At 71.0% G+C, this 24,152-nt stretch carries 22 protein-coding genes and 1 riboswitch; of the genes, 17 read left to right on the top strand and 5 right to left on the bottom strand.

The genetic code is table 11. From position 1 onward, the window contains the following. Window positions 1–1,665: MFS transporter (locus H504_RS43655; RefSeq protein WP_026423692.1), on the bottom strand; the 1,665-nt coding region annotated here is incomplete at its 3' end. Window positions 1,666–2,041: 376 nt separating this feature from the next. On the opposite strand from H504_RS43655, the gene H504_RS0116645 reads away from it, so the two are divergent. The 7 genes from H504_RS0116645 to H504_RS0116615 all read left to right on the top strand — a co-directional run bounded on the left by H504_RS0116645 (window position 2,042) and on the right by H504_RS0116615 (window position 8,555). Next, a complete protein-coding gene (locus H504_RS0116645; RefSeq protein WP_026423691.1) occupies window positions 2,042–2,365 on the top strand; it encodes a DUF167 domain-containing protein in 324 nt (107 codons plus the stop codon). A 12-nt stretch (window positions 2,366–2,377) separates the two neighbouring features. Then, a complete protein-coding gene (locus H504_RS0116640) occupies window positions 2,378–3,859 on the top strand; it encodes a potassium/proton antiporter (protein ID WP_026423690.1) in 1,482 nt (493 codons plus the stop codon). A gap of 55 nt (window positions 3,860–3,914) precedes the next feature. Next, a riboswitch (SAM riboswitch) is annotated at window positions 3,915–4,030 on the top strand. 41 nt (window positions 4,031–4,071) lie between these two features. Beyond that, window positions 4,072–5,424 carry an aminotransferase class V-fold PLP-dependent enzyme gene (locus H504_RS0116635; RefSeq protein WP_026423689.1) on the top strand — a complete coding sequence of 451 codons (1,353 nt, stop codon included), beginning with the start codon at window positions 4,072–4,074 and terminating at the stop codon, window positions 5,422–5,424. Between the two features lie 68 nt (window positions 5,425–5,492). Continuing rightward, the gene (gene lspA, locus H504_RS35490; protein WP_051385948.1) at window positions 5,493–6,083 is read left to right on the top strand and encodes a signal peptidase II; all 591 of its coding nucleotides are present in this window, start codon (window positions 5,493–5,495) and stop codon (window positions 6,081–6,083) included. Continuing rightward, window positions 6,080–7,009: an RluA family pseudouridine synthase gene (locus H504_RS0116625; RefSeq protein WP_026423688.1), complete on the top strand. Its 930-nt coding sequence runs from the start codon at window positions 6,080–6,082 to the stop codon at window positions 7,007–7,009. The genes lspA and H504_RS0116625 overlap by 4 nt, the downstream gene beginning before the upstream one ends. 126 nt (window positions 7,010–7,135) lie before the next feature. After that, window positions 7,136–7,477: a hypothetical protein gene (locus tag H504_RS0116620; protein WP_211239343.1), complete on the top strand. Its 342-nt coding sequence runs from the start codon at window positions 7,136–7,138 to the stop codon at window positions 7,475–7,477. Window positions 7,478–7,604: 127 nt separating this feature from the next. Continuing rightward, complete coding sequence (locus H504_RS0116615) at window positions 7,605–8,555, top strand: AsnC family protein (protein WP_026423686.1); 951 nt, start codon at window positions 7,605–7,607, stop codon at window positions 8,553–8,555. Here the strand turns inward: H504_RS0116615 and H504_RS0116610 are convergent. Both H504_RS0116610 and H504_RS0116605 read right to left on the bottom strand, forming a co-directional pair. Further along, on the bottom strand, window positions 8,552–9,253 hold the full coding sequence (locus H504_RS0116610) for a hypothetical protein (protein ID WP_026423685.1): 702 nt from the start codon (window positions 9,251–9,253) through the stop codon (window positions 8,552–8,554). The genes H504_RS0116615 and H504_RS0116610 overlap by 4 nt on opposite strands. A gap of 277 nt (window positions 9,254–9,530) precedes the next feature. Beyond that, window positions 9,531–10,163, bottom strand: coding sequence for a nucleoside/nucleotide kinase family protein (locus tag H504_RS0116605; protein WP_026423684.1), 633 nt, complete (start codon window positions 10,161–10,163; stop codon window positions 9,531–9,533). 128 nt (window positions 10,164–10,291) lie between these two features. On the opposite strand from H504_RS0116605, the gene dnaE reads away from it, so the two are divergent. The 8 genes from dnaE (at window position 10,292) to H504_RS0116565 (ending at window position 19,888) form a co-directional block, all read left to right on the top strand. Further along, window positions 10,292–13,825, top strand: a complete 3,534-nt coding sequence (gene dnaE, locus H504_RS0116600; RefSeq protein ID WP_026423683.1) for a DNA polymerase III subunit alpha — start codon at window positions 10,292–10,294, stop codon at window positions 13,823–13,825. A 71-nt stretch (window positions 13,826–13,896) separates the two neighbouring features. Further along, the gene (locus tag H504_RS0116595) at window positions 13,897–15,105 is read left to right on the top strand and encodes a cytochrome P450 family protein (RefSeq protein WP_026423682.1); all 1,209 of its coding nucleotides are present in this window, start codon (window positions 13,897–13,899) and stop codon (window positions 15,103–15,105) included. Between the two features lie 86 nt (window positions 15,106–15,191). After that, a complete protein-coding gene (locus H504_RS0116590) occupies window positions 15,192–15,884 on the top strand; it encodes a hypothetical protein (protein WP_157440463.1) in 693 nt (230 codons plus the stop codon). Then, entirely contained in the window at window positions 15,881–17,140 is a 1,260-nt protein-coding gene (locus H504_RS0116585) for an adenosylmethionine--8-amino-7-oxononanoate transaminase (protein ID WP_026423680.1), read from the top strand. Before H504_RS0116590 ends, H504_RS0116585 begins: the two co-directional genes overlap by 4 nt. Window positions 17,141–17,191: 51 nt before the next feature. Beyond that, window positions 17,192–17,908, top strand: coding sequence for a dethiobiotin synthase (gene bioD, locus H504_RS0116580; protein WP_026423679.1), 717 nt, complete (start codon window positions 17,192–17,194; stop codon window positions 17,906–17,908). An 88-nt stretch (window positions 17,909–17,996) separates the two neighbouring features. Beyond that, window positions 17,997–19,031 carry a biotin synthase BioB gene (bioB, locus tag H504_RS0116575; RefSeq protein WP_026423678.1) on the top strand — a complete coding sequence of 345 codons (1,035 nt, stop codon included), beginning with the start codon at window positions 17,997–17,999 and terminating at the stop codon, window positions 19,029–19,031. An 8-nt stretch (window positions 19,032–19,039) separates the two neighbouring features. Beyond that, window positions 19,040–19,240 carry a biotin synthase auxiliary protein BsaP gene (gene bsaP / locus H504_RS0116570; RefSeq protein WP_026423677.1) on the top strand — a complete coding sequence of 67 codons (201 nt, stop codon included), beginning with the start codon at window positions 19,040–19,042 and terminating at the stop codon, window positions 19,238–19,240. A 51-nt stretch (window positions 19,241–19,291) separates the two neighbouring features. After that, complete coding sequence (locus H504_RS0116565) at window positions 19,292–19,888, top strand: DUF2567 domain-containing protein (protein ID WP_026423676.1); 597 nt, start codon at window positions 19,292–19,294, stop codon at window positions 19,886–19,888. A gap of 84 nt (window positions 19,889–19,972) precedes the next feature. Here H504_RS0116565 and H504_RS0116560 read toward each other — a convergent pair whose 3' ends face one another. Beyond that, on the bottom strand, window positions 19,973–20,653 hold the full coding sequence (locus H504_RS0116560) for an LON peptidase substrate-binding domain-containing protein (RefSeq protein ID WP_026423675.1): 681 nt from the start codon (window positions 20,651–20,653) through the stop codon (window positions 19,973–19,975). A gap of 54 nt (window positions 20,654–20,707) precedes the next feature. Beyond that, window positions 20,708–21,412, bottom strand: coding sequence for an NUDIX hydrolase (locus H504_RS0116555; RefSeq protein ID WP_245614299.1), 705 nt, complete (start codon window positions 21,410–21,412; stop codon window positions 20,708–20,710). A gap of 58 nt (window positions 21,413–21,470) precedes the next feature. On the opposite strand from H504_RS0116555, the gene nadA reads away from it, so the two are divergent. Beyond that, on the top strand, window positions 21,471–22,478 hold the full coding sequence (gene nadA, locus H504_RS0116550; RefSeq protein ID WP_026423673.1) for a quinolinate synthase NadA: 1,008 nt from the start codon (window positions 21,471–21,473) through the stop codon (window positions 22,476–22,478). Further along, complete coding sequence (locus H504_RS0116545; protein ID WP_026423672.1) at window positions 22,475–24,091, top strand: L-aspartate oxidase; 1,617 nt, start codon at window positions 22,475–22,477, stop codon at window positions 24,089–24,091. The genes nadA and H504_RS0116545 overlap by 4 nt, the downstream gene beginning before the upstream one ends. Window positions 24,092–24,152: the final 61 nt, after the last annotated feature.

Genomic DNA, 24,152 nt, shown 5'->3' with positions numbered 1-24,152 from the left:
GGGGGTGGTGAGGACGGCTTGGCGGCGGGGTTGGTTGGCGGCGTCTTCGCCGGGGATGGGGGGGAGGGCGGTGACGCGGATGGGTTGGGTGGCGGCGAGGGTGGACAGGGTGGTGAGGAGGCGGGGGTCGGTGCGGCCCGCGCGGAGGGTTTCGGTGACGGCGGTGGGGGCGGCGATGTGGGGGGAGGTGGCGATGCGGGTGCCCGCTTGGACGCGGGCTTGGTGTTCGTCGGCTTCGGCCTCGCCGTCGGTGGTGGGGCGGTGGATTTCGACGCGGGTGTCGCCGGTGCCGAAGATGGCGACGGTTTCCGCCGTCGCCGCCGCGGTGGTGAGGGTGGGGCGGTGTGCGAAGACGAGGCGGAGGGCGGGGGTGACGAGCAGCCAGGACTGGGACACGCAGGTGGCGGCGCAATCCATCGCGCGGGTGGTGGCGGTGGGTGGGCGGCCGTCGCGGAGGAGGTCGACCCAGGTGGTGCCGTCGGTGACGACGGGGGTGGTGGGGAGGTTCTCGGTGAGCCAGTGGGCCGCGTCGGCGATGGGGGTGGGGTCGGTGCTGGGTGCGCGGAGGCCGTCGATCCAGGTGGGGAGGGTGGCGGCGGCCATGGTTGCCGCTAACAAGGCTGTGGGGACGCGCAGTGGCTTGTGCCAAGTCCACTCGCGGGGTTGGAAGCGGGTCGCGCGTTCGACAGCGCCCGCGACAAGAAGTGCTGCGGGGGCTACCGCGACCGCTAACGCCGCTGTGTCCGGGCCTCCTGGGACTGCGGCGAGCGCGAACAACGCCAGCACGCCCGCTGCCAACGGACGTAAGCGGTAAGAGAACAAGGTAAGGACGGCGGCACCGACTGCTGCGACAGCGAAGACTGTGTCTTGGGCGAACCAGTCCGTGGCGGATGGGCCCTCGGTCGCGATCTGCAGGCCGATCAACGCCGTGGACACGCCCATGCCTATTCCGGTGCCAAGCACGAACAACGACGACAGCATCAGCGACAGTCTTCGACGCCCGCGGCGCCACACGAGCCAGGCCGCGGTGATGATCAACGGGAACGCCATCGGCGCCGTGATCACCGCGATCACCAGGAACGCGGTCGCCCACAGGTCCGAGTACAGCCTGCGGTGCCGGTGCGGGGTCCACAGGACCGCCACCCCGGCCAGGGCCCACGGGACGGCGACGTTCTCCGGTCTGGTGCCCAATTGCAGGCCCAGGGCCATCGGGGAGACGGCGATCGTGGCGATGGCGGCGGCGGCGGTCAGCCGGGACAGGCCGATGCGGCGCGCGAGCACCCAGAGCAACACCGAGGTGGCCGCCGACACGACGATCATCGGTTCGCGGGCCGCGCCGACCGCTGTGCTGTGCCGGACGAACGCGTCGGTGAGGGCGGTGTAGCCGCCGGTTTGCAGCCAGGCCAACGGGGACGCGCTGGGGTCGAGCAGCGTGCCGAGGGCGTCCACGCCGTATGTCTGCGCCACGCCACGGCCTTCTCCCGCCTGCACCGGCGCGGCGGCGGCACCCACCCGCAGGACGACGGCGAAGCCGGTGAGCGCGACGAGCGCGGCCACCGCCAGGATGTCCCGGTCCAACTCCCGGGCCCGAGCCTGCGCGGCCGCCCACAGGCCCTGGGTGCCCAACCGGTCGGGGGTGTCGACGCTCCAACGGTGTGCGGTCATCTGGCGGCCCACTCGGCGGACCCGGCACGGGGCCGGGGGCGGGGCGGGCACCTCCTTCTGCGGACGGTCCGGTGCGACGGTCGACCCATGCTAGACCCGTGATCACGCAAGTGCACAGCGCAACTTTCCGTGGTGGACAGTGGGTCCTTACGAGTGATGCAGCAGCATTCCTTGGTCCATTTGGGTGTATCAGCACGGCCGATGGTCCGAACGGGCCGGTCGGTTGGCCCCATGACGCGGGTTGTCCACATTCGCCGCGTTCGTCCACAATCCTTTCGTTGATCCACGAACGACCCGGCTGCCTCGGTACAGTGGCCGCGGGATACCCTCCGGGGGTTGGCCGATTCGCCGATTGTCCACTGTGGACGGAGGTGCGGTGGGGCTCCGGTTCGGTGTCCGGGTGCGGCCCGGTGCCCGGCGCACCGCGGTCGGCGGTCGCTGGGACGGTGGTGGGCCGGTCGGTGGCGCGGCGGGCGGTGTCAGTGGTACCGGCGGCGGTGTGCTGGTGGTCGCCGTCACCGCGCCCGCGGTGGCGGGCAAGGCGAACGAGGCGGTCCGGCTGGCGGTCGCCGCGGCGTTCGGTGTGCGCGGTCGGGACGTGGTGATCGTCTCCGGGGAGCGCGGTCGGGACAAGGTCGTCGAGATCGATCCGCCACCCGCGGACGGCGGGGCGGTGTTGGAGCGGTTGCTGGGCGAGTGAGCGGGAGGTGGCGTGCACGACCTGACCTTCGCGTTGGGCATTGGCGCGGCGGTGCTGCTGGTGGCGGTGTTCGCGGTTCGCGTGTCGGTCCGGCTGGGCCTGCCGTCGCTGCTGCTGTACCTGGGGATCGGGCTGCTCATCGGCGAGGCGGGCCTGGGCATCCAGTTCTCCAACGCCGAGCTGACCCAGTCGCTCGGCCTGGCCGCGCTCGTGTTCATCCTCGCCGAGGGCGGCCTGACCACCCGGTGGACCGAGGTCAGACCGGCGCTGCTGCCCGGCATCGCACTGTCCACTGTGGCCGTAGTGGTGACCATCGGGGTCACCGGGGCCTGCTTGCACTGGCTGCTCGGGTTCGACTGGCGGTACGCGCTGCTGTGGGGTGCCGTGCTCGCCTCCACCGACGCGGCCGCCGTGTTCAGCGTGCTGCGCCAACTGTCGGTGACCCGGCGCCTGGTCGGGTCGCTGGAGCTGGAAAGCGGCATCAACGACGCGCCCAGCTACATCGCGGTCGTCGTGCTCGCGTCGTCCGACAAGGTCGATTGGCTGCTGTCGGTCACCGCGCTCTACGAGCTCGCCGCCGGTGCCGCGATCGGTTTGGTCCTGGGCTGGTTGGGCGCGCACGGCCTTCGCCGGGCAGCCCTACCTGCCACCGGTCTTTACCCGCTCGCCACGGTCGCGGTGTGTGTGTTGGCCTTCGCGTGCGGGCAGAGCGTGCACGCCTCGGGTCTGCTCGCCACCTACCTGGCCGCGTTGGTGCTGGGCAACTTCAAGCTGCCGCACCGCTCGGACACGGTGTCGTTCGCCGAGGGCTTGGGCTGGCTGGCGCAGATCGGCCTGTTCGTCCTCTTGGGACTGTTCGCCTCGCCGTACCGATTGCTCGACGCGCTGGTGCCGGGGCTGGTCGCGGGCGCCGTCGTGACGCTCATCGCCCGGCCGTTGTCGGTGGTGATCGCCACGCTGCCGTTCAAGATGCCCTGGCGCGAGCAGGTGTTCCTCTCCTGGGCCGGGTTGCGCGGCGCGGTGCCGATCGTGCTGGCCATGATCCCGCTCTCCCAGGGGGTGCCGGGCGCGCAGCGGCTCGTCGACGCCGTGTTCGTCCTGGTGATCGTGTTGACCCTGGTGCAGGGCGGCACCCTCGCCGTGCTGGCCAAGGTGCTGCGGCTCGACCAGGGTGCCCGGACCCGCGAGGTCGACGTCGACGTCGCCACCCTGGACGAGTTGGACGCCGAACTGCTGCAGGTCGGCATCCCGAACGGGTCGAAGCTGCACGGCGTCTACCTGTCGGAACTGCGGTTGCCGCCGGGCGCGACGGTCAGCCTGGTCGCCCGGTCCGGCGGCGGGTTCACCCCCGGGCCGAACACCCGGCTGCAGGAGGGTGACCAGGTGCTGATCGTGGCGACCCAGCAGGCCAGGGCCGCGGCCGAGCGGCGGATCCGGGCCGTGGACCGGGCGGGCCGGTTCGCGAAGTGGCGCGGGGAGACCGGCGAGGGGTGACCTGGGTCGCACCCCCTCGATTGGGCGGCGACGCGTCCGATAGGGTTCTCGACAAGGTAATGAGTGCCAGCGTCAAGCCCCGGCTCGTTGGCCGGCAACCCTCCTCCGCGGTGGGGTGCCCCGGGTGAGTACCTGGTCTGCCCGCGAGGTGCGGGTGGACAAGCGCGGACCCGCCGAAGTCATTCCAGGGTCCCGGACCCAGGAGTCGGCTGATGACGCTCGCCCTTTCCCCCGTGCCCGCCGCCCGCGCGGAGCAGATCCCGGTGCCGACCGTGGCCGGTGCCCGGCTCGTCGTCCCGCTGGTCGACGGCACCCGCGTCGGCTACGCCAACCTCGACCACGCCGCCAGCGCCCCCTGTCTGGACGCGGTGCGCGACGCGGTCGACGAACTGCTGCCCTGGTACGCCAGCGTGCACCGGGGTGCCGGGTTCGCCTCGCAGGTCAGCACCAAGGTCTACGAGCGGGCGCGTCGGGTGCTGCGCCGGTTCGTCGGGGCATGTGAGACCGACACGGTCGTGTTCACCCGCAACACAACGGACAGTCTTAACCTGCTGGCCAAGGCCCTGCCCAAGGCGACGTCGGTGGTCTTGTTCGACACCGAGCACCACGCCGCGCTGCTGCCGTGGCGGGGGCCGTCTGTGCGCCGGGTGCAGACTCCGGCGAACGCGGACGACGCGGTCCACGCTCTTGAAGAGGCGTTGCAGGCCACCCCGGTCGGGCCGCGGCTCGTAGTGCTCACCGGGGCTTCCAACGTCACCGGCGAGGTGTGGCCGGTCGCCGCTCTTAGCGCTGTCGCACGCAGGTGTGGCGCACGAGTCGTGTTGGACGCGGCCCAGCTCGCCCCGCACCGGCCCATCGACATCCGCGCCCTCGACGTCGACTACGTCGTCTTGTCCGGGCACAAGCTCTATGCCCCGTTCGGGTCCGGCGCTCTTATCGGCCGCGCCGACTGGCTCAAGGCCGCCGAGCCGTACCTGGTCGGTGGCGGCGCGACCGCCCAGGTCGTCGACCACGGTGACCGCCTCGGCGTCGCCTGGGCCGCCGTACCCGAGCGGCACGAGGCGGGCTCGCCCAACGTCGTCGGCGCGCACGCCCTCGCCGTCGCCTGCGACACCCTCGCCGCCGACTGGGACTCCGTCGTCGCCCACGAACGCGAACTGCTCGACCGCCTCCGCGCGGGTCTGGCCACGGTCCCCGGTCTGCGCGCGCTGAGCCTCTTCGGTGACGACCACGACCGCGTCGGCGTCGTCAGCTTCACCGTCAACGGTGTCGAGGCCGGTCTGGTCGCCGCGGTCCTGTCCGCCGAGCACGGCATCGGGGTCCGCGACGGCGCCTTCTGCGCCCACATCGCCACCCGCCGCCTGCTGGAGCGCGTGGACGCGGGGGAGGACCGCGCGGTTCGGGTCAGCGTCGGCCTGGGCACCCGCCCCGAGCACATCGACCGCCTCATCGCCGCCCTGCACGCCCTGGTCGCCGACGGTCCAGCCGTGGAGTACGCGGTGGTCGACGGTCGTTGGGCGCCTGTTGACGACGCGCGTCCGCTGCCGTCGTTCCTGGCCGAGTAAGAGCGCGAGGCCCAGGTAAGAGAGCGGGCGCCCTCAGCGTGGACAATGGGCCGGTGGACAATGGGTCGGTGAACACCGAGCGTAGCGACGACGACCAGGTCGAGAACCCGGTCGAACCCGAGGTCAGTGCGGCGCTTCCGCCGCGGCGGGGGTTGATCCTGGTCGTCGCGGCCGTGCTCGTGTACGCCCTGGACCTGGTCACGAAGATCATCGTGGTGGCGAACCTGGCGGGCGAGCAGCCGATCAAGGTGCTCGGCGGCCTGGTCTACCTGCAGTTGATCCGCAACCCCGGCGCCGCGTTCTCCATGGCGACCGGGATGACCTGGCTGTTCACCCTGATCGCGGCGGCGGTGGTGGTCGCCATCGTGTGGATCATGCCGAAGCTGCGGTCGATCGGCTGGGCGCTGGGGCTGGGCCTGGTGCTCGCCGGTGCCCTCGGCAACCTGACCGACCGGGTGTTCCGCGCGCCCGGCGTGTTCCAGGGCCACGTCATCGACTTCATCTCGGTGTTCGCGCCGAACGCGGACGTCTTCCCGGTCTTCAACGTCGCCGACTCGGGCATCAGCGTCGGCGGCGTGCTGATCGTGCTGATGGCCCTGCTCGGCCGCGACTACGACGGGACCGTGACCCGCAAGGGCAAGGGCGGCAAGGCGGAATGAGCGACTCGCGCACCCTCCCCGTCCCCGACGGCCTCGACGGCATGCGGGTCGACGCCGGCCTGGCCAAGCTCCTCGGCCTGTCCCGCACGGTGATCGCCGCGCTGACCGAGTCGGGCGACGTGCTGCTCGACGGTCAGCCCGCGGGCAAGTCCGACCGGTTGATGGCCGGGTCGTGGCTGGAGGTCACGCTGCCCGAGCCCGACCGCCCGGTCGAGGTGAAGGCGATTCCCGTTGCGGGACTGGTGATCCTGCACCAGGACGACGACGTGGTGGTGGTGGACAAGCCCGTCGGCGTCGCGGCGCACCCGAGTCCGGGGTGGAGCGGGCCCACGGTGATCGGTGGTCTCGCCGCCGCCGGTATCCGCGTGTCGACATCCGGCGCCGCCGAGCGCCAAGGCGTCGTGCACCGGCTGGACGTCGGCACCACGGGCGTCATGGTCGTCGCCAAGAGCGAGCACGCGTACACGGTGTTGAAGCGGGCGTTCAAGGAGCGGACCGTGGAGAAGCGCTACCACGCGCTCGTCCAGGGCCATCCCGACCCGAGTCTCGGCACCATCGACGCCCCCATCGACCGGCACCCGCGCCACGACTACAAGTGGGCGGTGGTCGCGGGCGGCAAGCCGAGCATCACGCACTACGAGACGATCGAGGCCTTCCGCGCGGCGTCCCTCATGGACGTCCACTTGGAGACCGGCCGCACCCACCAGATCCGGGTGCACTTCTCCGCCCTGCGCCACCCCTGCGTCGGCGACCTCACCTACGGCGCAGACCCGGTGCTGGCCAAGCGGTTGGGCCTGAGCCGCCAGTGGCTGCACGCCCGCTCGCTGGGCTTCCACCACCCGTCCGACGGCCAGTGGGTCGAGTTCACCAGCGACTACCCCGCCGACCTCGCCGCCGCGCTGGCCGTGCTGGAAGCGGACTACTGACGGCCCAGTCGGTCGTAACGGTCAGCAACCCCATAGCGATCATTATGTGACGTGAGACATCGGATACTGATCGTCACTGCGCTGGTGGTCGCTGCCGGATGCGGTAGCACGCACACCGTGTCGCCCGTGCCGACCACGCCGAGCGAGCAAGGCGCAGCGAGCGCGCAGGCCACCGCCTCCGCAGCCGACATCTCCGCGGCCGGGATACCGACCAAACCGGACGCGGCCACTGCGGACGCCTACGTTCGTGACCTGACCGCCATCGACCCCGACATCGTCGACGGGAAGCCGGACCGCGTGGTCAGCCGCGGCCGGGACCAGTGCTCCTCGGTGAAGCAGGGGTTCACCGAGGACAAGCTCGTCGACTTGGTGCAGAAGCGGTTCACCTCGGCCGATCACCCGGAGGGGTTCGGGCCGGAGAAGTCGAAGAAGATCCTCGTCGCGGTGCGCAAGTACCTGTGCCCCTGAGATCGGTGGCATCCGGCGGTGTGGGCTGGGCCGCCTGCGTGAGCGGGTGATCACCGAGGGCCAAGATCATCGTGTCTGGCCACGGCTTCCGGGGCGGGGCCACCGGCGACCGGGTAGCGTCCGTGGAGTGACGGATCCGGTTGACGCCCGCCTGCTCGGTGTGGTGGCCGAGGTGGGCAGGGCGGCGGTGCACGAGGTGGCCGCGCGGGTGGGTATCGACCCGCGGGAGGCGGCGGCGCGGCTGGTGGCGCTTTCCGGCTCCGGGCTGCCCCTGCTCGTCGGGGTCGAGTGTGATCCGAACGGGGTTCGCGCCGCGCTGGCCAGGATGGCTGCGTACGCGCCGCAGCAGCAGTACGGGCAGCCCTACCAGCAGCAGCCGGTCCAGCCCATGCAACCGGTCCAGCAGCAGCCGTACGCGCCGGATCCGTTCGCGCAGCAGGGGTATCCGCCGCCGAGCGGGCCGGTGCGGGTGGGCCCGCCGAGCCAGCCGTTCCAGTCGCCGGTGTACCAGGCGAGTCCGCCGAGCCAGCCGTTCCCGGCGGCGAGCGAACCGATCAGCACGTGGGGGCCGCCGCAGTCGTCGAGTTGGGCGCGGGGCGACCAGCCCGCGGCGGGTGGGCCGATGGACCGCACTCAGCCCGCGGTCCGGTCGAGCGCGTCCCGGCAGGGCAAGGTGGGCGCCGTGTTGGAGACCTCCGGGTTGGAGGGCGAGCGGCTGGCGATCCAACTGGTCGAGGTCGTCGACCCGGCCGACTACCTGTTCACCGCGGCCGGGTACCGGTTGCAGCCGGGTGAGCGGTCGATCGTGGTGCACACCGAGTTGACCAACCGGGGCTCCGTGCCGTTCTCCACCCTGCCGGACCTGTACCTGGTGCTGGTCGGCCCGGACGGGCAGTCGATCTCGAAGGCGCCGGTGTCGCTGTCGTCGCGGCCGCCGCACCGGATCGGGGTGCAGCCGGGCGAGATCGCCAGCGGGCACACGGTGTACGTGGTGCCGGAGCAGACGGAGATCACCTCGGTGCGCTGGAGCCCGCGGCCCGACGAGGAGAACCTGGCGCTCACCTGGGCGGTCGACTAGGCGCTGGTCACGAACGCGCCGATCGCGAAGATCGTGACCAGCGCGCACAGGCCGACCGTGATGTTGCCGCCGGTGTTGCCGCCGACCAGGGACACCAGCCAGGCCAGCACGAACACCAGCGTCAGGTAGACGTCGAGCACGGCCAGCAGCAGCGCGAAAACCAGCCGGACCAGGAACCAGATGAACCCGAGCGGCGGCCAGTCGGTCATCGTCGCGTCGCTGTAAGCCCAGTCGAACAGGTCGAACGGGTGGTAGAACGTGGTCGCCCACCAGCCCTGACCCGCCCGCGCGGACGCCTCGGTCGGTCGGAACCTGACCTCGGTGACCGACGAGTCGGTGATGTCGATGACGACCTGGTGGTCGCGCACAGTCACCACGGTCCGCCCGTCCAGCACCGCCTCGAACTCGTCGCCACCGGTGCGCACGTCGAAGACCTGGTCGGTGCCGCCGAGCCGGTGGTGGTCGCGGAAGACCACCCGGATCTTGTCGTCGTCGATCGGCTCACCGATGGTGACGCCGATGCTCACCTCGCCCAGCGGGGTCGCCATCGACACCTCGCCCTTGAACTCGACCTTGTGGTCGCTGACCGTGATGCTCGCCGACACAGGCAGGAACCCCGGCGTGCTCACCGAACCCTCGACGTTGCCGCACCCGGCGACCAGCACCAGCACGGCCAGCAGCAAGAGGATCTTCCGCATGCCCGGAGGACGTCGAAGATCGCCGGAGAGTTACACGGACAGATCACCGCGCCACCCAACGAAGCCGCTGGGCAGTGGAGCGCCGCAGAAGATCATCGTTCTGAGCTGCCCCCGAATCGAGCCTGGCAGAAGGCACCGACAGAACCGGCGCGCACGAGTGCAAGCCTGTGCACAACTCGGTTGTCCACAGCCCCTGTCGGTGAGTTGTCGGTTCTGTCGGTTCCGACAGGCAGGCTGGAATCGGGGGCTGCTCAGGCTGGTTTGATCTTGCCGGGTGTCAACTCGGTGGTTCGGCGCGCATGGCTGGGTGGCGGGGGTCGTCGACGCGGATGGCCAGGTCGGCGGTGTGCAGGGGGCGGACCTCGGTGTCGTAGCGGGTGAAGGCGGGGAGGGCCCAGTGTTCCTCGGCCGGCAGCCGTCGGGTCAGGGCGGCGGGGGAGAGCCAGAGGTGTGCTGATACCTCGTGCGGTAGTCCGCGTCCCAGTAGCAGCTCCCCGTCCAGCAGCAACACGCCACCAACGGGGAGGTCCACGTAGGCGGCGCGGGTGGCCCGGTCCACCTCGGCGTCCCACAGGGCGGGTAGGGCTCGACCTGCTCCGTCCGCACCGAGCGGGACGAGCACTTCCCGCCGCAGGGCACCCTCGTCGAGCCAGAGGTCGTAGCGGGCGTCGGGGTCTTGTTTGCCGCGTTCAAACCGCAACGAGGCGGGGCGGAGGAAGTCGCCCGCGGAGACCCGGAGCACCGGGCGGCCCAGGACCCGCAGGCGGGTGGCGACCGCGTCGGCCAGTTCGGCCGGGGCGGTGGGCGGGGCGCCGTCGATGATCACGCGGGTTCGGGTGGCGGCGCGGCGCTCGACGATCGCGGTCAGCTCATCGGCCACCACGTCGGGTGACACCGGGCGCAGGTGCATGGTCCCCAGTCTGTCGGTCCTCGCGGTTACAATGCCGAACTCTACCGATTTCCCAGTCGTACCAAGAAGTCCGGCGCGTCGCGCACCCAACGCGCCGGTTCCGCCGGGCGGGTCGCTAGGGTGGCGGAGTGGCTGACTCCTTCGCTCATCTTCACGTGCACACCGAGTACTCGATGCTCGACGGAGCGGCCAAGCTCAAGGACATGTTCGCCGAGTGCGAGCGGTTGGGGATGACGTCGGTCGCGATCACCGACCACGGCCACACCAACGGCATCTACGACTTCTTCCGGCAGGCGAAGGGCGCGGGCATCAAGCCCATCCTGGGCATCGAGGCCTACATCGCGCCCGCGTCGCGGTTCAGCAAGGACCGGGTCCGCTGGGGCGACCCGGGCCAGAAGGGCGACGACGTGTCCGCGTCCGGCGCCTACCTGCACCAGACCATTTGGGCGCGCAACGACACCGGGCTGCGCAACCTGATGAAGCTCTCCAGCCTGGCGTCGATGGAGGGCCAGCTCGGCAAGTGGCCGCGGATGGACCAGGAGCTGATCGCCGAGCACGCCGAGGGCCTGATGGCCACCACCGGCTGCCCGTCCGGCGACGTGCAGACCCGGCTGCGGCTCGGCCAGGAGCGGGAGGCGCTGGAGGCGGCCGCCACCTGGCAGGAGATCTACGGCAAGGACTACTTCCACGTCGAGCTGATGGACCACGGCCTGGAGATCGAGAACCGGGTGCGCGGCGGGCTGGTCGACATCGCCCGCAGGCTGGACATCCCGTTCGTGGTCACCAACGACTCGCACTACACGTACAAGTCGGACAGCGACTCGCACGACGCGCTGCTGTGCGTGCAGACCGGTAAGACCCTGCAGGACCCGACCCGGTTCAAGTTCGACGGCGACGGCTACTACCTGAAGTCGCCGGACGAGATGCGCGCGGTCGACTCGTCCGACCCGTGGCAGGAGGGCTGCCGCAACACGCTGGTGGTCGCGGAGAAGGTCGACATCGCCGGGATGTTCGAGTTCCGCAACCTGATGCCGCGGTTCCCGATCCCGGAGGGCAAGTCCGAGGACGAGTACTTCCGCGAGCAGGTGTGGGCGGGCATGCGCCGCCGGTTCCCGGACGGCATCGACGAGGTGCACACGAAGCAGGTCGAGTTCGAGATCGGCGTCATCCTGCAGATGGGTTTCCCGGCGTACTTCCTGGTGGTGGCCGACCTGATCGGCTGGGCCAAGAGCAACGGCATCCGGGTCGGCCCCGGCCGCGGCTCGGCGGCGGGCGCGCTGATCGCGTACGCGATGGGCATCACCGACCTGGACCCGCTGGCGCACGGGCTGATCTTCGAGCGGTTCCTCAACCCGGACCGGGTGAGCCCGCCGGACATCGACATCGACTTCGACGAGCGCCGCCGCGGCGACGTCATCCGGTACACCACGGAGAAGTGGGGCGCGGACAAGGTCGCCCAGGTGATCACGTTCGGCACCATCAAGGCCAAGGCGGCGATCAAGGACTCGGCCCGCGTGCTCTACGGCCAGCCCGGCTACGCGATCGCGGACAAGATCTCCAAGGCGTACCCGCCCGCGGTGATGGCCAAGGACATCCCGCTCAACGGCCTGTTCGACCCGAGCCACAAGCGCTACGCCGAGGCCACCGAGATCCGCGACCTGTACAACAGCGATCCGCAGGTCAAGGAGATCATCGACACCGGCCGCGGCCTGGAGGGGCTGATCCGCAACGCCGGGGTGCACGCCTGCGCGGTGATCCTCTCGGCCGAGCCGCTGATGGACACGATCCCGCTGTGGAAGCGCCCGCAGGACGGCTCGATCATCACCCAGTTCGACTACCCGACGTGCGAGTCGCTGGGTCTGTTGAAGATGGACTTCCTGGGGCTGCGCAACCTGACGGTCATCGACGACGCGCTGCGCAACATCGAGCGCAACGGCAAACCGGTGCCCGACCTGGAGACGCTGGGGCTCGACGACAAGAACACCTACGAGCTGCTCTCCCGCGGTGACACGCTCGGTGTGTTCCAGCTCGACGGTGGCCCCATGCGCGACCTGCTGCGCCTCATGCGCCCCGACAACTTCGAGGACATCTCGGCGGTCGGCGCGCTGTACCGGCCGGGTCCGATGGGCGCCAAGTCGCACACGAACTACGCGCTGCGCAAGAACAAGCAGCAGGACATCACCCCCATCCACCCGGCGCTCGCCGAGGCGTTGGAGGACATCCTCGGCACGACCTACGGCCTGATCGTCTACCAGGAGCAGGTCATGGCGATCGCGCAGAAGCTGGCGGGCTACACGCTCGGCCAGGCGGACCTGCTGCGCCGGGCGATGGGCAAGAAGAAGAAGGAAGTGCTGGACGCGGAGTACGTCAACTTCGCGGCGGGCATGGAGCGCAACGGCTACCCGAAGGACGCCGTCAAGACGCTGTGGGACATCCTGGTCCCGTTCGCCGACTACGCGTTCAACAAGGCGCACTCCGCCGCGTACGGCCTCGTGTCGTACTGGACGGCGTACCTGAAGGCGAACTACGAGGCCGAGTACATGGCGGCGCTGCTCACCAGTGTCCGCGACGACAAGGACAAGGCCGCGGTCTACCTCGCCGAGTGCCGCAAGATGGGCATCACGGTGCTGCCGCCGGACGTCAACGAGTCGGAGCGGGACTTCGCCCCGGTCGGCACCGACATCCGGTTCGGCCTCGGCGCGATCCGCAACGTCGGCGCGAACGTGGTCGACTCGATCACCAAGGCCCGGATCGAGAAGGGCGACTTCGCCGACTTCTCCGACTTCCTGCGCAAGGTCGACGCGTCGGCGTGCAACAAGAAGGTCGTGGAATCCCTGATCAAGGCGGGCGCGTTCGACTCGCTCAAGCACCCGCGCAAGGGCCTGTTCCTCATCCACACCGACGCCGTCGACGCGATCATGGAGACGAAGAAGGCGGAGGCCATCGGCCAGTTCGACCTGTTCGGCGCCGCCGGTGGCGCCGACGAGTCGGTCTCCAGCGTCTTCGACGTCCGCGTCCCCGACGACGTGTGGGAGACCAAGCACCAGTTGGCGCTCGAACGCGAGATGCTCGGCCTCTACGTCTCCGGCCACCCGCTCAACGGTGTCGAGCACATCCTCAGCTCGCAGTCCGACACGACCATCGCGGCCATCCTGGAGGGCTCCATCGCCGACGGCGCCCAGGTGGTGCTCGGCGGCATCCTCGCCGCGGTCAACCGCCGGGTCAACCGCAACGGCGAGTCGTGGGCGTCGGCGCAGTTGGAGGACCTGGTCGGCGGCATCGAGGTGCTGTTCTTCCCCAAGACCTACGCGGTCATCGGCATGGGCGTCATCGAGGACGCGATCGTCCTGGTCAAGGCCAGGGTCGCCAAGCGCGAGGACCGCATCTCGCTGATCGCCAACGACCTCGCCGTGCCCGACCTCACCAACGCCGCGGGCGCGCCGTTCCGGCTGAGCATGGCGGCCACCAAGTGCACCCCGCCGCTGGTCGCCCAGTTGAAGGACGTGCTCGGCGCGCACCCCGGGACGACCGAGGTCCACTTGAAACTGATCAACGGCCCCCGGCAGACCCTGCTGCGCCTGGACGACGCGCTGCGGGTCAGCCCGTCGCCGTCGCTGATGGGCGACCTGAAGGCGCTGCTGGGCCCTGGCTGCCTGTCCTGACGTTCCGTAGTCGGTCGATCACGGGTACGGTGGTTGGTGAACCATGTTCACCGACGCGCCGAGGGGGAACCGTGACGGTTGAGGACGAGGTGGTCCGGCTCGAGGGGGAGTTCTTCCAGGACCCGTACCGGCTGTACGCCGAGGTGCGGCGCGGCGGTCCTGCGCGGCCGGTGCTGTTGTCGCAGGGGCTGCGGGCGTGGCTGGTCACCGACTACGCCGACGTCAAGGCGCTGCTGGCCGATCCGCGGCTGAGCAAGGACTTCTCCGGCGTCGAGCACCTGCTGGACCGGCACCGGGAGCCGGGCCGCAAGCGCGCCGAGTTCGGTGTGGAGCTCTCGGCGCACATGCTGAACTCGGACCCGCCGGACCACTCGCGGCTGCGCAAGCTGGTCAACAAGGCGTTCACCGTGCGCGGCGTCGGGCACCTGCGGCCGCGGATCGAGAAGATCACCGCCGACCTGCTCGACGCCCTCGACGGCCAGGACGAGGCCGACCTCGTCCCGTCGTTCGCGTTCCCGCTGCCGATGACGGTGATCTGCGAACTCCTCGGCGTCCCCAACGACGACCGCGACTCCTTCCACGAGTGGACCACCGTCCTCACCTCGTCCGGCGCGGAACCCGAGGAGATCACCGCCGTCGGCGTCGCCGCCGCGGGCTACGTCGGCGGCCTGATCGCCGCCAAACGCGTCGAACCCGGCAACGACCTGCTCACCGCGCTGATCGAGGCGAGCGAGGACGGCGACCGGCTCAGCGAACACGAGCTGATCTCCATGGTGTTCCTGCTGATGCTCGCCGGCCACGAGACCACCGTCAACCTGATCGGCAACGCGGTGCTGACGCTGCTGCGCCACCCCGACCAACTCGCCGCTCTCCGCGCAGACCCGACCCTCATCCCCGCCGCCGTCGAGGAACTCCTGCGCTACGAAAGCCCCGTCGCCACCGGCACCCTGCGCTACACCACCGTCCCCATCCAGATCGGCGCCGTCGAGATCCCCGCTCAGGAGTTCGTTCTCGTCGGCCTCGGCTGCGCCAACCGCGACCCCGCCGCCTTCCCCACCCCCGACCGCTTCGACATCCACCGGGACCTCAACTCCCACCTCGCTTTCGGCCACGGCATCCACTATTGCGTCGGCGCCCCCTTGGCCCGCCTCGAAGGCGAGATCGCCCTCGCCGCCCTCCTCACCCGCTTCCCCGGCATCGCCCTCGCCACCGACAACCTGCGGTGGCGCGAAAGCACCCTGATCCGCGGCCTCACCTCCTTGCCGGTCCGCCTGCGCTGAACCCACCCGGTCGCTCGATCGTGGGTGGAGGTTGACATCGCTCGTCAATACCGTGTTTTCGGTGCCCGGTTGGGTACCGTGGCCGGGTGCGGGGGCGTGGAGAGCGGATGGATGGTGGGGTGGTGGCTGCCCGGCTGCGGCGGGTGCGGCCCCGTCTCGCGGTGGCGGCCGGGTTGGGGCCGGTGGTCGGTCTCGCGTTGACGCCGGTGTTTCGGGGGTGGTGGTGGGGTGGGGTTCCCCTGCTGTGCGCGGTGCTCGGCGCGGTGTACTTCCGGGGGCGTCGGTTTCGGCCAAGGCGGTGGCCGTCGGCGGGGGCGGTGTTGGGGGTGCTGGGTGGGGCGTACGTGACTTCGTTGTCGCCGTGGTTGTTCCCGTCGACTGTCCTCTTCGGACTGACGGGGTGGGCGGTGGCGAAGCGGGCGCGGGACAGCGTCCTGGAGCCGTACACGCCGGAGTTGGCGGATTCCCCGGTAGAGGTTCCGTGGCAGGCGCGGGGGGCGCGGAACCTGGAGCTGCTCGTCGCGCATGATCGGATCGGGGTGGTGGGGCGGTTTCGGGGGGCGATGGTGGCGTTGAGCGGGGTTGGGGCCGTGGAGCAGGTGATGGTGGCGAAGCGGGCGACGGTGGGGGTAGGGGAGTTGAAGGTCACGGTCACGCCGGGGCCCGCGGTGCGGATCTCGGTGCCGTTGGGGGAGTGGATCGTGCCGACGGACCACGGGCGGGAGATCGCGCGGTTGGTGGCGAGGCGCAAGGAGCGCAACGCTAGCCTCGGCGCGTGACTCTGCTTGAGCTGGACCGGGCGCACGTGTGGCACCCGTACGGGCCGATGCCGGGAACCCAGGCGCCCCTGGTGGTCGAGTCGGCGCGGGGCGTGCGGCTCCGACTGGCCGACGGGCGTGAGTTGGTGGACGGGATGTCGTCGTGGTGGGCGGCGATCCACGGGTACCGGCACGAAGTCCTCGACGCGGCGGTCACGGACCAGCTCGGGAAGATGAGCCACGTGATGTTCGGCGGCCTCACCCACGAACCGGCGGTCAAGCTGGCCACCAAGCTCGTGGAGATCACGCCCGAACCGCTGCGGCACGTGTTCCTCTGCGACTCCGGGTCGGTCGGGGTCGAGGTCGCGATCAAGATGGCGTTGCAGTACTGGCGGTCCCTCGGCGACACCCGCAAGACCCGGCTCCTCACCTGGCGCGGCGGCTACCACGGCGACACGTTCAACCCGATGAGCGTGTGCGACCCCGATGGCGGCATGCACAGCCTGTGGCGCGGCGTCCTCCCCGTCCAGGTCTTCGCCGACGAGCCCCCCGCGACCTTCGAGCACGACTACGTCGCCCACCTCGCCCGGCTCATCGAGGACAACGCGGACGACCTGGCCGCCGTCATCGTCGAGCCGGTGGTCCAGGGCGCGGGCGGGATGCGGTTCCACGACCCGCGCTACCTGCACGTCCTGCGGGAACTCACCCTCGCCAACAACGTCCTGCTGATCTTCGACGAGATCGCCACCGGTTTCGGCCGCACCGGCGAGCTGTTCGCCGCGGACCACGCGGGCATCAGCCCGGACATCTTCTGCGTCGGCAAGGCCCTGACCGGCGGTTACCTCAGCATGGCCGCGACGCTCTGCACGTCCGAGGTCGCCGACGGCATCTCCCGGGGCGAGGTCCCGGTGCTCGCCCACGGCCCGACCTTCATGGGCAACCCGCTGGCCGCCGCCGTCGCGCTCGCCTCGATCGACCTGCTGCTCGCCGGTGACTGGCGGGGCACCGTCAACCGCGTCGAGGCCGATCTCCGGCAAGGGCTCGCGCCCGCCAAGGACCTGCCCAACGTCAAGGACGTCCGGGTCCTGGGCGCGATCGGCGTTGTCCAGCTCGACCACCCCGTCGACATGGCCAAGGCGACGGACGCGGCGGTCGACGCCGGGGTGTGGCTGCGGCCGTTCCGCGACCTCGTCTACACGATGCCGCCGTACATCTGCACGAGCGACGACATCGCCACGATCACCGCGGGTGTGGTCGCGGCGGCGGCAACGGGCTGAAGACCCCTACTCCGGGGTACGACGCCCCGACCGGGCCGCTAGCCTGCTCCCGTGAGCGTCGTTGTGATCACCGGAACTGGCACTGGCGTGGGCAAGACCGTCGTGACCGCCGGGATCGCCGCACTCGCCCTGGCCAGGGGGCAGCGGGTGGCCGTGCTCAAACCCGCGCAGACCGGGGTCGCGGCGGCCGAGGCCGGTGACCTGGACGAGGTCCGGGCCCTGGTGGGCGACCTGACCACCCGCGAGCTGCGCCGCTTCCCCGACCCGCTCGCCCCGGAGACCGCCGCGCGTCGGGTCGGGATGCCGCCGGTGCGACCGTCGGAGGTGGCGGGTGCCGCCGTCGAGCTCGACCACACGCACGACCTGGTCTTGGTCGAGGGCGCGGGCGGCCTGCTGGTCCGGTTCGACCCGGACGGCGGCACGCTGGCCGACGTCGCGTGGGCGATGGGCGCGCCGGTGGTCGTCGTCGCCGAACCCGGGCTTGGCACGTTGAACGCGACCGCGTTGACCGCCGAGGCGCTGCGCAGACGCGGCATCACCTGTACGGGTGTGGTCATCGGGGCTTGGCCGGACGGGCCCGACCTGGCCGCGCGGTGCAATGTCGAGGACCTGCCGGTCGTCGCGCAGGCGCCGCTGGTCGGCGCGTTCCCGGCCGGGGTCGGCGCCCTGGACCGGTCCGACTTCCTGGCCGTGGCCAGGGCGGCGTTGGCCCCGGTGCTCGGCGGCGAGTTCGACCCCAAGGACCTCGCGGGTGATGTTCGTCGCTGACCCCCGCGGTCCGCATGCGGCAGACTGTCGGCGCGGACCCCGGTCACACCGGGTGCCCGCGCAGCCAGCCCACGAGGAGGACCCCGACGTGACCGCCGCCGCCGAGCGCACCCAGCACAGCTCGACCGAGGACGTGCTCGCCGTTGCCCGCGAGCAGGTGCTCGACCGCGGCACCGGCCTCAGCCAAGAACAGGTCCTCGCCGTGCTGGAACTCGCCGACGACCGGCTGGAGGACCTGCTGGCGCTCGCGCACGAGGTCCGGATGCGCTGGTGCGGCCCGGAGGTCGAGGTCGAGGGCATCATCAGCCTGAAGACCGGCGGCTGCCCGGAGGACTGCCACTTCTGCTCCCAGTCCGGCCGGTTCCCCACCCCGGTGCGCTCCGCCTGGCTGGACATCCCGGGCCTGGTCGAGGCCGCCCGGCAGACCGCGGCGACCGGCGCCACCGAGTTCTGCATCGTGGCCGCCGTGCGCGGCCCGGACGCCCGGCTGCTGTCCCAGGTGCGCGACGGCGTCAAGGCGATCCGCGAGTCCGGCAACGACATCCAGATCGCCTGCTCGCTGGGCATGCTCACCCAGGAGCAGGTCGACGAGCTGGTCGCGATGGGCGTGCACCGGTACAACCACAACCTGGAGACCGCCCGCTCGCACTTCCCGAACGTGGTCACCACGCACTCCTGGGAGGAGCGCTGGGACACCCTGCGGATGGTGCGCGCGGCCGGGATGGAGGTGTGCTCCGGCGGCATCCTCGGCATGGGGGAGACCACCGAGCAGCGCGCCGAGTTCGCCGCGCAGTTGGCCGAGCTGGAGCCGGACGAGGTCCCGATGAACTTCCTCATCCCGCAGCCCGGCACCCCGTACGAGCACTACGAGCCGGTCGAGGGCCGCGAGGCGCTGAAGCTGGTCGCCGCGTTCCGGCTGGCCATGCCGCGCACCATGCTGCGGTTCGCGGGCGGCCGCGAGCTGACCCTGGGTGACCTCGGCGCGGAGCAGGGCATGCTCGGTGGCATCAACGCGATCATCGTCGGCAACTACCTGACCAACCTCGGCCGCCCGGCCCAGCGCGACCTGGACATGCTGGCCGACCTGAAGATGCCGATCAAGGCGCTCGCCGACTCGCTGTAGGAGACCCGTTGTACTGCGTGCACTGCGGCCGTCCCGACGCCGAGGGTGACCACTCCGGCTGCCGGGGCGTCCGCGCCGCGCTGGAACCACCCCGCTTCTGCGCCGAGTGCGCCCGCCGGATGGTGGTCCAGGTGACCCCGGTGGGCTGGTCGGCGCGCTGCAGCCGACACGGCGAGATCACCAGTGCCGAGCCGACCTCGGTGGTCTAGGAGGACTACTCTCGCGGGGACAAGGGAGTCTCGGTGAGTGGAGGTCTACGGGTGTCGGAGCAGCCGGTGCGCACGCAACAGGACGCGCAGGGCGCTCTCCCCGAGTACCCGGGCGCGTGGACGCCGCCGGCACGCAGGCCCAAGGTCGTGTTCAGACGCGACCTGCTGCCCGCGTTGAGCCTCGTGTCGACGATCTCGCTGCTCGGCCTGGCGATCGGCTGGGTGTGGTCGCGGGTCGCGCCGGGCATGCTGGTGCAGATCATCGAGGACGGCACCCCGGCGGCCCTGCGCAACGACGGCTACCACCGGTTCGACGACCTCGCCCTGTTCATGCTCCTCGGCCTCGCCGCCGGTGTGCTGACCGGCGCGGCGACCTGGCTGATGCGGGAACGCCGCGGCCCGGTGATCTTCATCGCCGCCGTGCTGGGGTCCCTGTTGGCCGCGTGGCTGGCGTACCAGGTGGGTCTGTCCTGGGCGCACGGTCGGTTCCCGAGCCCGTCGACACCGAAGGTGGGCGACGTGCTGACGCTGTCGCCGCGCCTGGAGACCGTCTGGGGCATCCTCACCTGGCCCCTGGGGGCCGCCCTCACCTACGGCATCGCGGCCGCGTGGAACGGTGAGGACGACCTGGGCCGCCGCCTGGGCTGACGGTCCCGTTCGCACCGTCCGAATCGAGCAGCCCCCGAATCAAGCCTACGGTCCGGGTACGACACTGCTGTTGATCTTCTTGCCTCAATTCAGACACAACGGCGTGTTGAACTCCGAGGGGGGCGCGGGGACGGCGTGCAGGGCGGAGAGGATGCCCGCTTCGCGGTTGAGGAGTTGGCCGACCATGCGCAGTCGGTGCAGGGGGCGGGTTTCCTCCAGCAGCTTCTGCCGGTCTTCCAGGCTCAGCAGGCAGTCGGCGGCCAGGGCGTGCGCGAGGTGGCAGGTCTCGGTGTCGGCGTCCGGTTCGGTCCAGTCGTCGCTGCGCCAGGCGGCGTTGCAGTAGCGGCGGTGGGCGGCGCGGGCGGACTCGACGAGCATGGAGACCGAGTCGGTCGCGGTCGTCGGCTGCTCGGCGTCCGGGATCCACTCGACGGTGCCCATCAGGTACGGGGCGGCGGTCGCGTCGATGTCGAGCAGCCGGAACCGGCGGTCGCCGGTGGTGATGATGTCGAACCGGCCGTCCGGCAGCCGCTTCGCCTGGCGGAGCGCGGCGGAGCAGCCGATGACGCGCAGTTGCGAGATGTCGGTCACCTCGTGGTCGGTGGACGGGCGCAGCGAGACGACGCCGAACACGCGCTCCGGGAGCGCCCCGGTGACGAGGTCGACGGTCAACTGGCGGTAGCGGGGTTCGAAGATGTGCAACGGCAGGTTCGCTCCGGGAAGCAGCACCGCCCGAAGCGGGAACAACGGAAGCGAATCGGCCACGCGACAACGCTACGACGAAGCGCAACCGCCCGCCGGGCGATGGTCGGGTGGCCGCTAGCCGTTCCGGTCCGCCGGAGGGGGTTTGAGCACCGCGAACGGGTCGGTCACCGACATCGTGCTGTCCGCGAACCGGAACTCGGCGGCGGGCCTGCCGCCCGCCCGGCCGGGTCGGGCGGTGTCCCCGGTGGCCTCCAGCAGGCCGCGTCGGGACAGGACGCGCTGCAGGTTCGTCGCGGACACCTTGTAACCGAGGGCCGCCGAGTAGAGCGACCGCAGCGCCGAGATGGTGAACACCGGTGGGGTGAGGGCGAACCCGATGTTTGTGTAAGACAGCTTCGCGCGCAGCCGATTACGAGCGCGTAAGACGATCGCCCCGTGGTCGAAGGCCGTCTCGGGCAGCGCCGACACCGGCTGCCACGCGGTGTCGCCCGGCAGTTCGGGATCCATGTGGGAGGGCACCAGGCAGAGGAACGCGGTGGCCAGCACGCGCGGTCCGGGGACCCGGTCGGGCGCGCTGAACACGGCGAGTTGCTCGACGTGCGACACCTGTCGGACGTCGACCTTCTCGGCGAGCTGGCGGCGGATCGAGGTCTCCACGTCCTCGTCGGCGCGCAGCCTGCCACCGGGCAGCGACCACCGGTTGGCGTGTGGTTCGAGGGCGCGTTCCCACAGCAGGACCTGGAGTGATCCCTGCCTCACCTGCAACACCGCCGCCAAGACCTCGTGGACGAGTGGTGGCGTGGTGGTAGCATCGGTCATGTTTTCGATCCTAAGGCGAAAACCTCGGGATCGGAAATCGGACACGACAGGAGGACCCATGACCGCGGACACGATCGACCTGACCCCGTTCGGCGGGGTGGAGGCGGACGCCGCGTGGCGGGACGAGGTGCGCGAGCTCGCCCGGCAGCGCGACGCGGTGCTGCTGGCGCACAACTACCAGTTGCCGGAGATCCAGGACATCGCCGACCACACCGGTGACTCGCTGGCGCTCAGCCGCATCGCCGCCTCCAGTTCGGCGGCCACCATCATCTTCTGCGGCGTGCACTTCATGGCCGAGACCGCGAAGATCCTCAGCCCGGACAAGACCGTCCTCATCCCGGACGCGCGCGCGGGCTGCTCGCTGGCCGACTCGATCACCGGCGCCCAGCTGCGCGCCTGGAAGGCCGAGCACCCCGGGGCCGTCGTGGTGTCGTACGTGAACACCACCGCCGAGGTGAAGGCCGAGACCGACATCTGCTGCACCTCGTCCAACGCCGTCGACGTGGTCGCCTCGATCCCGGCCGACCGCGAGGTGCTGTTCCTGCCCGACCAGTTCCTCGGCGCGCACGTCAAGCGCGAGACCGGCCGGGACAACCTGCACATCTGGGCGGGGGAGTGCCACGTGCACGCGGGCATCAACGGCCCCGAGCTGGCCGCCCGCGCCGCCGCGAACCCGGACGCGGACCTGTTCATCCACCCCGAGTGCGGCTGCGCCACCTCGGCCCTCTACCTGGCCGGTGAGGGCACGGTGGCCCCGGAGCGGGTCAAGATCCTGTCCACCGGCGACATGGTGACCCAGGCCCGCGCGACGAAGGCGAAGTCGGTCCTGGTCGCCACCGAGATCGGCATGATCCACCAGTTGCGCAAGGCCGCCCCGGACATCGAGTTCTCGGCGGTGAACGAGCGGGCGTCCTGCCGCTACATGAAGATGATCACCCCGGCCGCGCTGCTGCGGTCGCTGCGGGAGAACCGCGACGAGGTCCACGTGGACCCGGAGATCGCGGCCCGCGCGCGCGGCGCCGTCCAGCGGATGATCGAGATCGGACAGCCCGGGGGTGGCGAATGAGCTGGGAGGCTCGGGCCGACCTGCTGGTCGTCGGCACCGGCGTGGCGGGTCTGACGGCCGCGCTGCGCGCCCAGTCGCTCGGCCTGCGGGTTCTGGTCGTCACCAAGGCCGCCGCCGAGGACGGCAACACCCGGTGGGCGCAGGGCGGGGTCGCCGTCGTGCTCCCCGGTCAACACGACGAGGGTGACACGGTCGACCGCCACGTCGCGGACACGCTGGTCGCGGGCGCGGGCCTGTGCGACGAGGACGCCGTCCGCGCGATCGTGCACGGTGGTCCGGCGGCCGTGACCCACCTGCTCGCGCTGGGTGCCGTGTTCGACCCGGGTCCGGACGGGAAGCTGGCCCGGACCCGCGAAGGCGGCCACAGCGCGTTCCGCGTCGTGCACGCGGGCGGCGACGCGACCGGCGCGGAGGTCGAGCGCGCGTTGCTGTCGGCCACTCGCGACGGTCAGGTCCCGGTGCTGGAGAACCACGTCGCCGTGCAGGCCCTCAAGACGCCCTCCGGTGCTGTCGCCGGTCTGCACGTGCTGGACCCGTCCGGCGTGCCTGGCGTGTTGACGGCGTCGGCGGTGTTGTTGGCGACCGGTGGACTCGGCCAGCTCTACCAGGCCACGTCGAACCCCGAGGTCGCGACGGGCGACGGTCTCGCGCTCGCGTTGCGCGCCGGAGCCCCGGTCGCTGACGTCGAGTTCGTGCAGTTCCACCCAACCGTCCTGTACACCGGCCAGGGCGCGCGCGGCCGCTGCCCGCTGGTGACCGAAGCCGTTCGAGGCGAGGGCGCCGTGCTGGTCGACGCCACCGGCGCGCGGGTCATGGAGGGCGTGCACCCCCTCGCCGACCTGGCTCCCCGCGATGTCGTCGCCGCCGCGATCACCCGCCACATGGCCCTGGAACGTGGCGGAATCGACGACCACGTCTTCCTCGACGCCACCCACCTCGACGCCGCCACCTTCCGCACCCGGTTCCCTACGGTGTACTCGGCCTGCCTGACCGTCGGTGTCGACCCGGTCGTCTCGCCGATCCCGGTGGCCCCGGCCGCGCACTTCGCCTGCGGCGGTGTGGTGTCCGATGTGGACGGTCGGACCGGTCTGGTCGGGCTGTACGCGGCGGGCGAGGTTGCCAGCACCGGGCTGCACGGGGCGAACCGGTTGGCGTCCAACAGTTTGCTCGAAGGTCTGGTGGTGGGGGCTCGCGCCGCTGAGGCGGTCTTCGCGGATCTCGCCTCGGGTCGCCTGGCCGACCCTGGGTTGGCCGTGGTGCCCGACCTCCCGGTCGCCCCCGTGGCCGACCGCGACTCGCTGCAGCGGGTGATGAGCCGGTACGCCGCCATCGGTCGTGAGGCCGAAGGCTTGGCGGTGGTGGGTTCGGTGCTCGACGTGTCTGCTGTGGACAGAGTCTTGGATTCGCGGATCGCCGTGGAAGACGCCGCGCTGACCCTGGTCAGCCGCGCCCTGATCGCCTCCGCCTGGGCCCGCCGCGAGTCGCGGGGCTGCCATGTCCGCACCGACTTCCCCGAGCGGGACGCCGGGTGGGCCCGTAGTCAACTGGTCCGGCTGACCCCGACCGGCCAGCCCGTCCTGGGCAACGTCACCGCCCTGCGAGGTGCCGCATGATCGACAAGGCTGACCTTGACCGCGTTGTCGGTGTGGCGCTGGGCGGCGGTCTCGGCTGCGG

Source organism: Actinokineospora inagensis DSM 44258 (genome assembly GCF_000482865.1).
Lineage (GTDB): Bacteria > Actinomycetota > Actinomycetes > Mycobacteriales > Pseudonocardiaceae > Actinokineospora > Actinokineospora inagensis.
This window is presented reverse-complemented; position numbering and strand designations above follow the sequence as displayed.

Excerpts from the sequence above, each read along its gene's own strand:
- H504_RS0116635 (WP_026423689.1), top strand. The coding sequence starts at position 4,072 with ATGACGCTCGCCCTTTCCCCCGTGCCCGCCGCCCGCGCGGAGCAGATC.
- H504_RS0116555 (WP_245614299.1), bottom strand. The coding sequence starts at position 21,412 with ATGACCGATGCTACCACCACGCCACCACTCGTCCACGAGGTCTTGGCG.
- H504_RS0116545 (WP_026423672.1), top strand. The coding sequence starts at position 22,475 with ATGAGCTGGGAGGCTCGGGCCGACCTGCTGGTCGTCGGCACCGGCGTG.
- H504_RS0116605 (WP_026423684.1), bottom strand. The coding sequence starts at position 10,163 with ATGCACCTGCGCCCGGTGTCACCCGACGTGGTGGCCGATGAGCTGACC.
- nadA (WP_026423673.1), top strand. The coding sequence starts at position 21,471 with ATGACCGCGGACACGATCGACCTGACCCCGTTCGGCGGGGTGGAGGCG.
- H504_RS0116610 (WP_026423685.1), bottom strand. The coding sequence starts at position 9,253 with ATGCGGAAGATCCTCTTGCTGCTGGCCGTGCTGGTGCTGGTCGCCGGG.
- H504_RS0116625 (WP_026423688.1), top strand. The coding sequence starts at position 6,080 with ATGAGCGACTCGCGCACCCTCCCCGTCCCCGACGGCCTCGACGGCATG.